Origin of the sequence: Pseudomonas sp. 2(2015), assembly GCF_000955865.1 — a bacterium.
GTDB lineage: Bacteria > Pseudomonadota > Gammaproteobacteria > Pseudomonadales > Pseudomonadaceae > Aquipseudomonas.
Genome location: NZ_JYOF01000030.1, coordinates 1 through 13226, shown reverse-complemented (window position 1 = coordinate 13226; position 13226 = coordinate 1). Strand labels below are relative to the sequence as shown.

The following is a 13226-nucleotide window of genomic DNA, read 5'->3' as shown; positions in this document are numbered from 1 at the left end:
GCTGGCCTTGCCAGCGATGGGGCCGTACCAGCCTGTACAAATTTTGATCACCTACCGCAATCCCCCGGCCCCACTGGGCCCGTCCACACAGCAAACACTTTATCCACAGGACAGCCCACAGCTAATGTGGGCAAGTCGTTGTTTTTCCCACTAAATTTTATTGATCAATATTTGATCAAATCTCTGCACGCCTTTAAATACAAGGCTCACAGCGGAAGGCGAACACCTTATCCACAGAGAGGCCAACAGACTTTGTGTGCAAAAGTCGAAGCGGTGAAAAAGCGTTGTGGATAACGCCCTGAACAACTGAAAAAACGGGCGTGGGCAGGCATAAACACGGCAATTGGCTAGTTTTTGATCAACCGTGCGCAGCCCTTGCCACACGGGCCTCTTAGCCATTGCCGAACATATTATCCACAGACCCGCCAACAGCGATTGTGGGCAAACTCAGCCGAGCCAGAGGGAGAAAACCTCGAAAAATCCACAACTTAGCTTGATCATTTTTTGACCATAACGCCGAAGGGCACGCAATGCGTGCCCTGCAGCCATACACGAACACTTTATCCACAGATCGGCCAACAGACTTTGTGAGCAACTGTCAGCGCAATACGCCCTCTTCCACCAGCAGCTTGAGGATGGCTTGCGCGCCGTCTGCGGGGCAGAGGTCCTTGAGTACTTGCCCACCACCGCCACTGGCCTTGGCGGTAGCAGCTTTCATGCGGTCGGCGCCGCTCTTGGCCTTGATCACTTTCAGGCGCTTGGGCCGTGGCTTGGCCGGCTGCAGCTCGGCGCTTGTGAATAACTCGTCTTCGACAACATCCACCTGGCGCGCTGCCAACACCCCGCGCCGGGCCGGGCCAAAGGCGCTCTGGCGCGGCTTGGGCGCGGCGTTATCCACAGTCGCCAGCAGCGGCAGGCGTACCTTCAGACGCCGCCGCTGACCGCGTGGCAAAGCCTGCAGCACTTGGGCGACGCCATTGTGGATAGATTCAACTTCGGCCAGGCCCACCACCAGCGGCCAGCCCAGACGCTCGGCCAGCAGGAACGGCAGCATCCCCGAACCTTCGCCGGTTTCCGCCTGGCTGCCGGTCAGCACCAATTGAGCGCCAGCGTCGCGCAGGTAATCGCCGAGTACGCCCAGGGCATCGGCGCCATGTGGCTGTTCGAGCACGTCGATGTGCTCCAGGCCCATACCCAGGTAAGCGCGCAAGGCCGGCTCCTGCGGGTCGCCGGCGTGCAGCACCTGCAAGTTATCCCCAGCCAGCTGCAGGCCCAGCTCTACCGCCCGGGCATCCTGCTCGGCACGCCGAGTACGGCCAGAGCTTGGGTGGGCACCGATTGAAACCAGACTGATGACCTTGGTGTGCATAGTTATCCCCTGCCCTCAGGCCGCATCGCGCTTGACGTCGTTGCGGTAGTTTTCCACAGCCTCGATCAGCGCCTGGAGAATCGCCGCGCTGTCGCCGATCACCGACAGGTCGGCACGCTTGATCATGTCGCAGCCGGGGTCCATGTTGATCGCCACCACTTTGTCGCAGGCGCCGATGCCCTGCAGGTGCTGGATCGCCCCGGAAATACCCACAGCCAGGTATACCCGCGCGGTCACCCAGGTACCGGTGGCACCGACCTGGCGATTGCGTGGCATAAAGCCGTCGTCCACTGCTACCCGCGAGGCGCCTTCGGTCGCGCCGAGGGCCACGGTGGCGCGGTGGAACAGTTCCCAATCCTTGACGCCATTACCGCCCGAGACAATGAATTCGGCCTCGGCCATGGCGATGGCCGCCGGATCGACGGCCACCGGGCCGAGGTCTTCAATGCGCGACAAGCTGCGCACAGCACTTGTGGATAACTGCACCGGCAAGGCTTCATGACGGGTTTCACTGACCGGTTCCGCACATTCGGCGGCTGCCAGGATCAAGCGCGGCAAGCCGCGGACCAGGTCTTGCTGGCCAGCGCCGGCACGGCCGCTGCACTGCCCGTCCTTGACCTGCCAGACCCGAGTCGCCGGGCGTTCGCCAATGGCCGCAGCAAAGCGCCGGCCCAGCTCGCCGCCACCCGTGCGGCTGTCTGGCAGCAGCCAATGGCGTGGGCTGTACTGGTTATCCACAGCGCGCAGGCCCTGCACCAACTGCTCCGGTGCGTAACCTGCGAACTCGTCACCTTCGATGACCAGCAGGCGATCGACACCGGCTGTGGAAAAGTTGCTTTCCTTGTGTTCGCCAAACACCACTGCCAGCACCGCGCCGTCGCTACCGGCCAGGCTGTGGGCCAGGCCCAGCAGGTCGCGGTCGTGACTGCCCAGGCGACCGCCGACCATGTCTGGAACCACGGCGATGTAGAACGCCGGCTGTGCCACCTGGTGCAGCAGCAATTGCACCACGGCCGCAGCCGTGCGCTTGCTGCTGCCACCCTGCTGGGCGCCGCTGCGGTCGATGCGCTTGAGGCCATTGGGGNNACCCCGTGCGGGTTCTTGCGAATGATGCCGTTGGGCCCCATCCAGCTGTGTTGCTGGCCCTGCTGCATGGCCGCATGCAGCGGGTGCAAGCGGTTGCGGGCGATCCACTCGGCGCGCGGATCACGGCGAATAATGTCGCTCATCAGTGCACCTCCGCAGGTTCACGCTGTGCCGGAGCGGGTTTGCTCGGCGCCGCCGGTTCTTCGAGAATGGCGTCGGCAACCAGTTCCGCCAGGTCCTTGATCAGCGGACGGGGCTCGACTACGCCCTCAAGCATCGCCGTGCACTGTGGACAACCCACGGCCACCAGCTCGGCGGCGGTTTCGCGGATGTCATCCATACGCATGTCGGGGATCCGTTGTTTGCCCGGAATATCGGTAATCGGCGCTCCGCCGCCACCGCCGCAGCAGCGCGAACGCAAGCCCGACCGCTGCATCTCCCTGACCTCGATGCCGAGCGCGCGCAATACCTCGCGCGGCGCCTCGTACTCACCGTTGTAGCGGCCCAGGTAGCACGGGTCGTGGTAGGTCACGCTGCCGCCCTTGTGCTGGCCCAGGTTGAGCGCGCCTGCGCCAATCAGCTCGGCGATGTAAGTGCTGTGGTGCTGCACCAGGTAGTTGCCGCCGAAGGCCCCGTATTCGTTCTTGAGCACGTGGAAGCTGTGCGGATCGCAGGTGACGATGCGCTTGAAGCTGTACTTGGCCAGGGTCTGGATATTGCGCCGGGCCAGTTGCTGGAAGGTCGCTTCATCGCCCAGGCGCCGGGCCACGTCACCGCTGTCGCGCTCTTCCAGGCCGAGCACGGCGAAGTCCACTTGCGCGGCTTTGAGCACTTTGACGAAAGCGCGCAGGGTGCGCTGGTTGCGCATGTCGAAGGCACCATCGCCGACCCAGAACAGCACCTCGGCGGTCTTGATGTCGCCGAGCAGGTTGAGGTTGAGGTCCGCCGCCCAGTTCATCCGCCCGCCCGGGGCGAAGCCGCCGGGGTTGTCGGTGGCGATCAGGTTGTCCAGCACCTCGGCGCCCTTGTTCGGTGTCGCGCCTTTTTCCAGGGTCAGGTGGCGGCGCATGTCGACGATGGCATCGACGTGCTCGATCATCATCGGGCATTCCTCGACGCAGGCGCGGCAGGTGGTGCACGACCACAGGGTCTGGGCATCGACCAGGCCGTTGACGATCGGCTGGGGCTTTGCCAGGATAGGGGCTGCCGGCAAACTTGGCATCGGTACCACCGGCCAGGCCAACGACCATGTCCTGGATGAGTTTTTTCGGGTTCAGCGGCTGGCCGGCGGCAAACGCCGGGCACACGGCCTCGCACTTGCCGCACTGCACGCAGGCGTCAAAACCGAGCAATTGGTTCCAGGTGAAATCCTTGGGCTTTTCTACCCCCAGCAACGCTTGCGGGTCTTCCAGGTCGATGGGCTTGAGCCCGGTCGAACGGCCACCGCCAAAGCGCTCGGCACGCCGGTGCCAGGCCAGGTGCAGGGCACCGGCGAAGGCATGCTTCATCGGCCCGCCCCAGGTCATGCCGAAGAACAGCTCGGACACGCCCCACAACACGCCAAGCCCCAGCAGCGCCACCAGCAGCCAGCCGCCGAAGCCTTCGGGGAGGATCCCGGCGACCGGCAAGGTGGCGATGAAGAAGCTTGCGGCGAACACCAGCAGGCTTTTCGGCAAGCGCATCCATGGGCCTTTGGACAGCCGCGACGGCGGATTGAGCCGGCGTTTGTAAACGAACAGCGCACCGGCAAACATCAGCACAGTAGCGAACAGCAAGGCGTAGCNNTTATGCAGGCCGAAGCCATGCACCAGGATCGCCAGCACCGCCGCCAGGACAAAGCCGCCAGCGGTGGCCACGTGGGTGTTGGCCATGTACTTGTCGCGGGCGACCACGTGGTGCAGGTCAACCATATAGCGCCGGGGCATGGCCAGCAGGCCGCCGAGCAGATCGACCTTCGAAGGCCGACCCTGGCGCCACATCCGCACGCGCCGCAGCGCGCCCAGGACAGCAAGGCCCAGGGCGGCGAACAGGAGGATGGGGATAAGGGTGTTCAACATTTAGAGGCACCTTTCAGGTGCAAGCCTCAAGCCTCAAGCCGCAAGCCAGGGCAACACCGCGCTGCTCTTGCTTACCGCTTGAAGCTTGCCGCTTGCNNTCCTTACAAAGCCGGAGTGCATCGTAGATAGCGGCATGGGTATTGCGCTGCGCCACGCAGTCGCCGATGCGATACAGCAAGTAGCCTTCGCCCGGCTGGCTGAGAATCGGCTGCGGCTTGATCGCGAACAGCGCTTCGATGTCGATCTGGCCCTTGTTGCGCGAGCCTTCCTTGAGGCCGTAGTACAGCGCCTCGTCCGGCCGTACGCCGTTCTCGATCACCACCTGGTCGACCACCCGCTCCTCTTTGGCGCCGGTGTATTCGTTCTCCAGCACCGCCACCAGCCTTTTCCAGCATCAGGTCGCCAGTCATGATCACTTCTTTGGGGTACATGCTGCGGTAGTAGGTCGGGAACGACGTGCCACCAATGGCCACGCCCGGCTTGATGTCGTCGGTGACGATCTCGACCTGGCTGCCCTTGTCAGCGATGTAGTCGGCCACCGACATGCCGGTGAATTCGCAGATGGTGTCGTACACCAGCACGTTCTTGCCCGGCGCCACCTTGCCGTCGAGCACGTCCCAGCTGCTGACCACCAGCCCTTCGGCGGCGCCCCAGTGTTCGTTCTGCTCGATGAATGGATGGCCGCCCACCGCCAGCACGATGATGTCCGGGCGCAGGTCTTGAATGGTGTCGATATCGGCGGCAGTCCCCAGGCGCAAGTCGACCTTCAGGCGCGCCAGCTCCAGCTGGTACCAGCGGGTGATACCGGCGATCTGGTCGCGCTGCGGCGCCTTGGCGGCAATGCTGATCTGCCCGCCGATGGCGTCCTTCTTCTCGAACAGGGTGACGTCATGGCCGCGCTCTGCTGCCACGCGCGCGGCTTCCATGCCCGCAGGCCCGGCGCCAACCACCACCACCTTGCGCTTGGGTCCGGTGCTTTTCTCGATGATGTGCGGCACGCCCATGTATTCACGGGAGGTCGCGGCGTTCTGGATGCACAGCACGTCCAGGCCCTGGTACTGGCGGTCGATGCAGTAGTTGGCACCCACGCACTGCTTGATCTGGTCGATCTGGCCCATCTTGATCTTGGCGATCAGGTGCGGGTCGGCGATGTGCGCACGGGTCATGCCGACCATGTCGACATAACCGCCTTCGAGAATGCGCGTAGCCTGGTTCGGGTCCTTGATGTTCTGCGCGTGCAGCACCGGCACCTTGACCACTTCCTTGATGCCGGCTGCCAGGTGCAGGAACGGCTCGGGCGGGAAGCTCATGTTGGGAATGACGTTGGCCAGGGTGTTGTGGGTGTCGCAGCCCGAACCGATCACGCCGAAAAAATCCAGCATGCCGGTGGNNGGCGATTTCCTTCATGTCCTCATGACTGAGGCCATCGGGGTGGAACTCGTCACCGCAGATGCGCATGCCCACGCAAAAGTCCGGGCCCACTTCGGCACGCACGGCCTTGAGCACTTCCAGGCCGAACTTCATCCGCCCTTCAAAGGTGCCGCCCCATTCGTCGGTGCGCTTGTTGACCCGCGGGCTCCAGAACTGGTCGATCATGTGCTGGTGCACCGCCGACAGCTCGACGCCGTCCAGGCCACCTTCCTTGGCCCGGCGCGCGGCCTGCGCGTAGTTGCCGATCACCCGCCAGATTTCTTCTGGCTCGATGGTCTTGCAGGTGGCCCGGTGCACCGGCTCGCGCACCCCCGATGGCGACATCAGGGTCGGCCAGTTGAAGCCGTCCCAGCGCGAGCGACGGCCCATGTGGGTAATCTGGATCATGATCTTGGCGCCATGCTTGTGCATGGCGTCGGCCAGGTTCTGGAAGTGCGGGATGATGCGGTCGGTCGAGAGGTTCACCGACGCCCACCATTCCTGCGGGCTGTCGATGGCCACCACCGAGGAGCCGCCGCAAATCGCCAGGCCGATGCCGCCCTTGGCTTTCTCTTCGTAGTACTTCACGTAGCGCTCGGTGGTCATGCCGCCGTCGGTGGCGTAGACCTCGGCGTGCGCAGTGCTCAGTACCCGGTTGCGGATGGTCAGTTTGCCGATCTGGATCGGCTGGAACATTGCTTCGAAAGCCATGGCAGGATCCTCGACTTACAACGGCTTGACGATGAACAGGCCGTCGTCGTGGCCTTCTTGCGAACCGCCGTAGACCTGCTCGGCGACCGTGCGAATGTTGCTGCCGCGGGCGGCCAGGATCTGGTCCATGGCCCCGGCGAACCAGCCGGTGAACATGTAGTCGACCTTGCGCCCGACCTTGCCGTACACATAGACGAACGCCGAATGCTCGAGCTTGACGCTGGCGGTGCCCTTGTCGAGGTCGATGTCCTGGATCTTGAACAGGCCCCAGCCGCGCTGGGACAGGCGCTTCATGTAGTGCTCGAACACCGCCACGCCTTGCAGGCCGTGGCATTCGGCCTCTTTCTCGCACCAGTGCCAGGCAGACTTGTAGCCGGCCTTGTAGAGGATCTCGGCATAGGCCTCGGCGCCCAGTACTTCCTCGATGCCCATGTGGTTGTTGACGAAGAAATGCCGCGGCACGTACAGCATCGGCAGGGCGTCGCTGGTCCAGACACCGGTTTCGCTGTCGACTTCGATAGGCAATTGCGGGGCGATCTTGGCCATGGAAACTGAACTCCAGAAATGTGGTATTCACGATGCAAAGCCGCTTTGGCTTTGCTCTTCAATAAACAGCCGCTGTGAATGCCTTTGGAGCCGTAGCGAGCACGTCGAGAGTAAGAAAGGACCGGAGCGAAAGGCGAGACAGTACCGAGGTAAGGCGAGCTTTTCGCGAGGACCTGACGCAGCTATCGGCGAGCGGAGTAGGCTCCAGAGGCCAGTTCTCGCCCATGATCTTGCGCACCACGCGCTCGGAGTGGCCGCGTTTGAGCAGGGTCTCGGTGAGGTTGGGGAACTCGCCCACGGTGCGGATGCCCAGCGGGTTGATGATCTTGCCGAAGTTGGTCAGGCGCCGGGCGTAGCCCTTGTCGTGGGTCAGGTACTCGAAAAAATCCTGGCCGTGGCCTTGGGTGAAGTCGGTACCGATGCCGATGGAGTCTTCACCGACAATATTCATGGTGTATTCGATGGCTTCGGCGTAGTCGTCGATGGTCGAATCGATACCCTTGGCCAAGAACGGCGCGAACATGGTAACGCCGACGAAACCGCCGTGATCGGCAATGAACTTGAGCTCTTCATCGGACTTGTTGCGCGGGTGCTCCTTAAGCCCGGAAGGCAGGCAGTGGGAGTAGCACACCGGCTTTTTCGATTCGAGGATGACTTCTTCGGAGGTCTTGGAACCGACATGGGACAGGTCGCACATAACCCCGACGCGGTTCATCTCGGCGACAATCTCGCGGCCAAAACCCGATAGCCCGCCGTCACGCTCATAGCAACCGGTACCGACCAGGTTCTGGGTGTTGTAGCACATCTGCACAATGCCCACGCCCAGCTGCTTGAACACCTCGACGTAGCCGATCTGGTCTTCGAAGGCATGGGCGTTCTGGAAGCCGAAGAGGATGCCGGTCTTGCCCAGTTCCTTGGCCTTGCGGATGTCGGCGGTGGTGCGCACCGGCATCACCAGGTCGCTGTTGTCGCGGATCAGCTTCTGGCTGGCGGCGATGTTGTTGACCGTGGCCTGGAAGCCTTCCCAGACCGACACTGTGCAGTTGGCCGCGGTCAGGCCGCCCTTGCGCATGTCCTCGAACAGCTCGCGGTTCCATTTGGCAATGATCAGCCCGTCGATAACGATGCTGTCGGCGTGTAATTCGGCTGGGCTCATCAGGCTGTCCCCTTTATTGGTAAAACCTGCGCCGAATCTTCTGCCGGCGCTTTGGAGCCAGCATATGCCTAGGGGCAATGTCGCCCAGATGCAAAAACGACAGGGGAATTGCCGAAAGCGTCAACGCCTGCTGAAGGGGGGGCAGTTTGTGCCGCGGCGAACCCTGGGAATAGAAGCGCGTCCCTCTGGGTTGCAGCAGTGGTCGCTCTATCATTGCTCGACCAGCCAGGAGGCTGGCGCCCTTTACAGGAGTAACGACATGCTGCAATCGGATCAACTTGACTTCATCAGTTCCCTTGAGCTGCCTGCCCGCAAACCCGTCATCGCCACTCGCGCGGCGTTTGCGGCAGCACCCACCCTCCCGGGAGTCGCCTTCGACGAAAACACCGACAATGGCGTCGTCGTCGGTGAAAGTGCCATCGGCCTCACTGACTCGCTGTCGGAACAAAACAGTATTGATGTAATGAACTGCATCTCCCTCATGCAACAAGGGGCAGACAAGAAGTTCGACAAGGAAACCCAGCGCAAGCAGTGGTATGAGTTCTACACCAAAGGCCTGGCGACATTGGGATGGAACACTACCAACAACGCCTCTCAGCTTTACACCCCACGCGCCAGTGAGTTTTCCATGGACCAGATTGCCCTGGAAATCATTGGCGCGGTGTCCGGTGGCGGTGCATTCAGGAGCATTGCGGAAAAAACCCTGAATGGCCTGCAAAAAGACCAGGGCGCACTGAACCTGCTGGAAAACAACAGCGCCTCGGAATCCTTCGGCACCTTCCAGATTCTTCCGTGCCTCGAGTCCAGCNNTAGCGATGGTGCTCAATTGCCTGGAGTTCAAGAAACAGGTCAGGACCAAGCGCGTGCTGTTTTTCAAATTCAAGAAAACCAATGTGACCATCTATCGGGCTGCTAGCCAGGTTCAGTTGAACACCAATCTGTATGCCCGCATCCGTTCTGCGGTAGAAGACAAACTGGCCGGTGGTGCAGAAAACTTTCTTGAGCAATTCGAGATTTGATACTTCGCGTGCCGATGCCCGGCATCGGCACTGCCCATCGCAAGGAGTGCCAACATGCCCATTGCTTTCGAAAGTTATATCAACGCTGCGCAGATTGCCTGTTTATCCACGCACCTACCTGTGAGCACCAAGGAAGACCTATTGAGATCGAGCCTGCTCGCGCAAATGTCTGCCGACAAACAGCCGTATCAATCTATCCAGGCGTGGCACTCGCACTACAGTAAGGCGCTCGGTAAGTTAGGCTGGGTTTTCACCACCGAGCAGTTGACCGAATACACCTCAAGCCTGGGAAGCACAATCACGCTAATGGAACTGCTTCAGCAGGTTGCCAATCCCTATGCGATTCCAGCGCAGGTGTGGACTGCATTGAACGAGCCGGGTCAGCCCGACCCCAAAAGCACTGTTCTGCGCCAATCTGCTTTTAAACCGCTGGCTGGCCAGGACCGGCTGTTGATCACTATTGAAGTGCTGATTGCGCGTTCGTCAACGGCGATCAAGAAGATCAGTCTGGCCCTGGAGACTAAACCCTTTAACGTCACCGATGACTGGCTAAAGCATTCGTTTTCCTGTCAGAACATTCTGCGCCCAATCCAGATCCGTCACAGTGATGCCAGTCTCAAAGCAAGCTACAGCAGCCTGAGGAGCACCGTGACCAGCAAACTGGGTAGCCACATTCAGCAACTCACCTTCGAACTTCCCCACCCGTGAATCGCTGGCTATTCCACTGATACTGTCGCACTGGTCAATCCTGGCAATGCGGCAGTATCCGAGCCCCTCGCAATGAACACCTCTATGGATTCAACCCCGATAGTTATTCCACCGGCACTAACGCCGGCAACTCGCAGCCTGGTCAACTACCACAATAACACTCTACCGGGTGCAGTGAATGCTGCGGTGGCAGCGGATAGTGTCCTCAGTTTCAGTGACCGACTGACAGATACGCGGTGCAAGAGCGTGTTGAACAGCACACTTTTTGCGCAACTGTTGGCTCAACAACAAACGCCCCCGGGTCAGGACTGGTTTGCCAGCTACTGTGCGATCCTGGCAACCCTGGGCTGGCGCTTCACCGGCGNNAACAGGTCGAGCTGCATCACCTGTATTGGACATTGCTCGAACTGGCGTTCTCTACCGTTGCACAGAACTCGCCCGTACTGGACCTCACGCAAGTTCAACAGGTCGACAGAACGTTCAGGGCGCTCCTGCAATCCACAGCTGCCCGGGAAGTGTTCAGAATCGGCAATGACAACCATGCGTTCAACAGCTTTCAGTTCATCCCTGTCAACGAGCGGGCCAACGGTCTATTGGATGTCCAGTTGCACAGGCTGGAGCTTTCGTCTGCTGTGCCAGTGACAAGCCTCCTTGACCGTCAGCGGCTTGAATCCAGAACCATGGTAAAACTGGAAATTCACCAGGTGCAGTTTCATCCCCTGGGAAATCACGCCATACAGCGAATGATCCAGGAGCGTCTTGGCCAGATGGCCGAAACATTCATCGTCGGCCTGATGATCTGAACTGCCCTGGGTAGAGGACTCGACACTTCGCGCCTCAGGTGGTTTTAGCCTGGGCCTGGTGAGTGGACAGGCGCAACAGCTACCCTGTTCTTTGCTGCGGCGCTGAGCGAGAATCGGCGCCCATGTTCGCCCAAGCTTTCGGAGGATGTCGCAGATGAGAACGATGGTAGGCCTGGCCCTGGTATTGCTGGCATTCGGCGCCCATGCCGAGGACGNNACAACGTCGACACCGACCAGCAAAGCTATGCGTGCGCCCAATACAGCCGCACCACCGCCCAACGCGAGCTCAATGCCGCTTTCGACGACCTGCTGCAGCGCATTGGCGAGCAGTACGGCGGCCAGCAAGCCAAGGTCGACGAGCTGAGCAAGCGCCTGCGTGACGCCCAAGCCATCTGGAAGCAACTGCGCGACGCCGATTGCAAAGTCGAGACCTATGACCAGCAACCCGGCAAGGCTTTCGACGCGGCCCTGAACACCTGCATTGCCCAACGTAGCGATGATCGCTCCGAATACTTGCAGTCCCTGGGGCTGCAAAACTCCGATTGAGAACAGCATGAAAATCTGCGGAATTGAAATCAAAGGCAGCGAAGCGCTGCTTGCCGTCGCCACGCTTGACGGCGCCAGCCCTGTGCATCTTGCCCTGGCGACAAAAAAAATCGCCCTGGAAGACGACGAACTGGCAGATAGCGTCAAAGCCTTTGCCCGCCAGGCCCGGGCCTTTATCGCCGAGCAGGGCATCAGCCACCTGGCGATCAAAAAGCGCAGCAAGAAAGGCGATTTCGCCGGTGGCCCGACCACCTTCAAGATCGAGGGCGTGCTGCAGTTGCTGGACAATTGCGAGGTGGAGCTGGTGTCACCACAGACCATCAGCGCCCAAGCGAAGAAACACGACCTTGAATTGCCGGCGTCGCTGAACAAGTACCAGCACGAAGCCTACAAGAGCGCCTGCGCGCTGCTGCTCAAGCGCCGCTGAGGCTGACCGCCGCGGCCTTGCGGTCTTCGCGCGGGCAACGCTGGAAGCGCCCACGGTAACAACGGGTGAAATACGACGCTGACTCGAACCCGCAAGCGATGCCCACCTCCAGCACGCTGAGGTCAGTCTGGCGCAGCAACTGCCGGGCCTTGTCCAGGCGCAGGCGCAGGTAAAAGCCGCTGGGGGTGTCGTGCAGGTAAAGCTTGAACAGGCGCTCCAGCTGGCGCCGGGTGACCTGCACCGACTCGGCCAGCACCAGGGTGTTGAGCGGTTGCTCGGTGTTGCGCTCCATCTCGCCGATCACCTGCACCAGCTTCTTGTTGCTGATGCCGTAGCGTGAGGCGATCTGCATGCGCTGGTGGTCCTGGCGCGGGCGAATCCGGCCGAGCACGAACTGCTCCGACACCTGGATCGCCAGCTCCGGGCCATGGGCCTGGGCGATCAGGTCGAGCATCAGGTCGATCGAGGCGGTGCCACCCGCCGAAGTGATCCGCCGACGATCGACTTCAAACAGCTCCTGGGTTGCCTGCAACTGCGGGTAACTTTCCGTGAAAGCTTCCAGCGCTTCCCAATGCAGGGTCACCCGGTAACCCTCGAGCAAACCGGCCTCGGCCAGCACCACGCTGCCGGTATCGATGCCGCCCAACACCACGCCCTCGTGATCGAGCTTGCGCAACCAGTGCTGCAGGGCCGGGCCGAAGCTGCGCAGCGGCTCGAAACCGGCCACCACCAGCAGGGTTGCGCCCCTGCCCAGCGGCTGCAGCGCGGCGTCGGCATTCACCGACATACCGTTGCTGGCCTGCACCGCGCCGCCATCTATGCTCAGCACCTGCCAGCGGTACAGCTCGCCGCGAAAGCGGTTGGCCACCCGCAGCGGCTCTATCGCGGAAATGAAGCCGATAGCGGAGAAACCCGGCAACAGCAAGAAATGGAAATCCTGGGGCATAGCGAAGACTCGACGGCCACGGATGCAGGGTTAATAGCGCGCTGGTCGCCACTGTGCAAGTGCCGGTCGCCACAGTGCGATTTTTACCCACAGCAGCCGCGTAGTTTGATCACACGGCACGCAGAGGCCGCCCCCTATAACAATTAGAACTGCCGTTGGAGGAGCCACCATGAACAGAATGATCAGCCGTAGCCTGCTGATGCTCGTCGGTACCGCAATCCTCAGCACCAACGTGATGGCCGCAGAACCGGCCGCCTGCAAGAACGTGCGCCTCGGCGTGGTGAACTGGACCGACGTGATGGCCACCAGCGCCATGACCCAGGTCCTGCTCGATGGCCTGGGCTACAAGACCAAGCAGACCAGCGCCTCGCAACAGATCATTTTCGCCGGCATTCGCGACCAGCGCCTGGACATGTTCCTTGGCTACTGGAACCCGATCATG

The 13226-nt window shown here is 61.3% G+C and carries 6 protein-coding genes and 5 pseudogenes; 4 read left to right on the top strand and 7 right to left on the bottom strand.

Annotated features, from left to right (window positions below):
- Positions 1-598: 598 nt before the first annotated feature.
- The 6 genes and pseudogenes from UB48_RS26460 to UB48_RS26435 form a co-directional block, all read right to left on the bottom strand.
- Entirely contained in the window at positions 599-1369 is a 771-nt protein-coding gene (locus tag UB48_RS26460) for an electron transfer flavoprotein subunit beta (RefSeq protein ID WP_045202289.1), read from the bottom strand.
- A gap of 15 nt (positions 1370-1384) precedes the next feature.
- Positions 1385-2598 (bottom strand): annotated as a pseudogene (locus UB48_RS26455) (electron transfer flavoprotein subunit alpha/FixB family protein).
- Positions 2598-4512 (bottom strand): annotated as a pseudogene (dgcB, locus tag UB48_RS26450) (dimethylglycine demethylation protein DgcB). Before dgcB ends, UB48_RS26455 begins: the two co-directional pseudogenes overlap by 1 nt.
- A 100-nt stretch (positions 4513-4612) precedes the next feature.
- Positions 4613-6633, bottom strand: a pseudogene (dgcA, locus tag UB48_RS26445) (dimethylglycine demethylation protein DgcA); the annotation flags it as partial.
- A 15-nt stretch (positions 6634-6648) separates the two neighbouring features.
- Complete coding sequence (locus tag UB48_RS26440; protein WP_045202287.1) at positions 6649-7179, bottom strand: 4-vinyl reductase; 531 nt, start codon at positions 7177-7179, stop codon at positions 6649-6651.
- A 211-nt stretch (positions 7180-7390) separates the two neighbouring features.
- Positions 7391-8335: pseudogene (locus tag UB48_RS26435) on the bottom strand (dipeptidase); the annotation flags it as partial.
- Positions 8336-9408: 1073 nt separating this feature from the next.
- Between UB48_RS26435 and UB48_RS26425 the strand changes: the two are divergent.
- From UB48_RS26425 to UB48_RS26410, 3 genes and pseudogenes are all read left to right on the top strand, one after another.
- Positions 9409-10062: a hypothetical protein gene (locus UB48_RS26425; protein ID WP_045202282.1), complete on the top strand. Its 654-nt coding sequence runs from the start codon at positions 9409-9411 to the stop codon at positions 10060-10062.
- 957 nt (positions 10063-11019) lie between these two features.
- Positions 11020-11411 (top strand): annotated as a pseudogene (locus UB48_RS27575) (lysozyme inhibitor LprI family protein).
- Positions 11412-11418: 7 nt separating this feature from the next.
- Positions 11419-11838: a DUF3010 family protein gene (locus UB48_RS26410; protein WP_045202276.1), complete on the top strand. Its 420-nt coding sequence runs from the start codon at positions 11419-11421 to the stop codon at positions 11836-11838.
- On the opposite strand, the gene UB48_RS26405 is transcribed toward UB48_RS26410, so the two are convergent.
- Complete coding sequence (locus UB48_RS26405; RefSeq protein WP_045202275.1) at positions 11825-12784, bottom strand: GlxA family transcriptional regulator; 960 nt, start codon at positions 12782-12784, stop codon at positions 11825-11827. The two genes, UB48_RS26410 and UB48_RS26405, sit on opposite strands and share 14 nt — an antisense overlap.
- 169 nt (positions 12785-12953) lie before the next feature.
- Here UB48_RS26405 and UB48_RS26400 point away from each other — a divergent pair.
- Positions 12954-13226, top strand: a 273-nt coding sequence (locus UB48_RS26400) for a glycine betaine ABC transporter substrate-binding protein (protein WP_275560904.1), incomplete at its 3' end; no start/stop codon positions are given.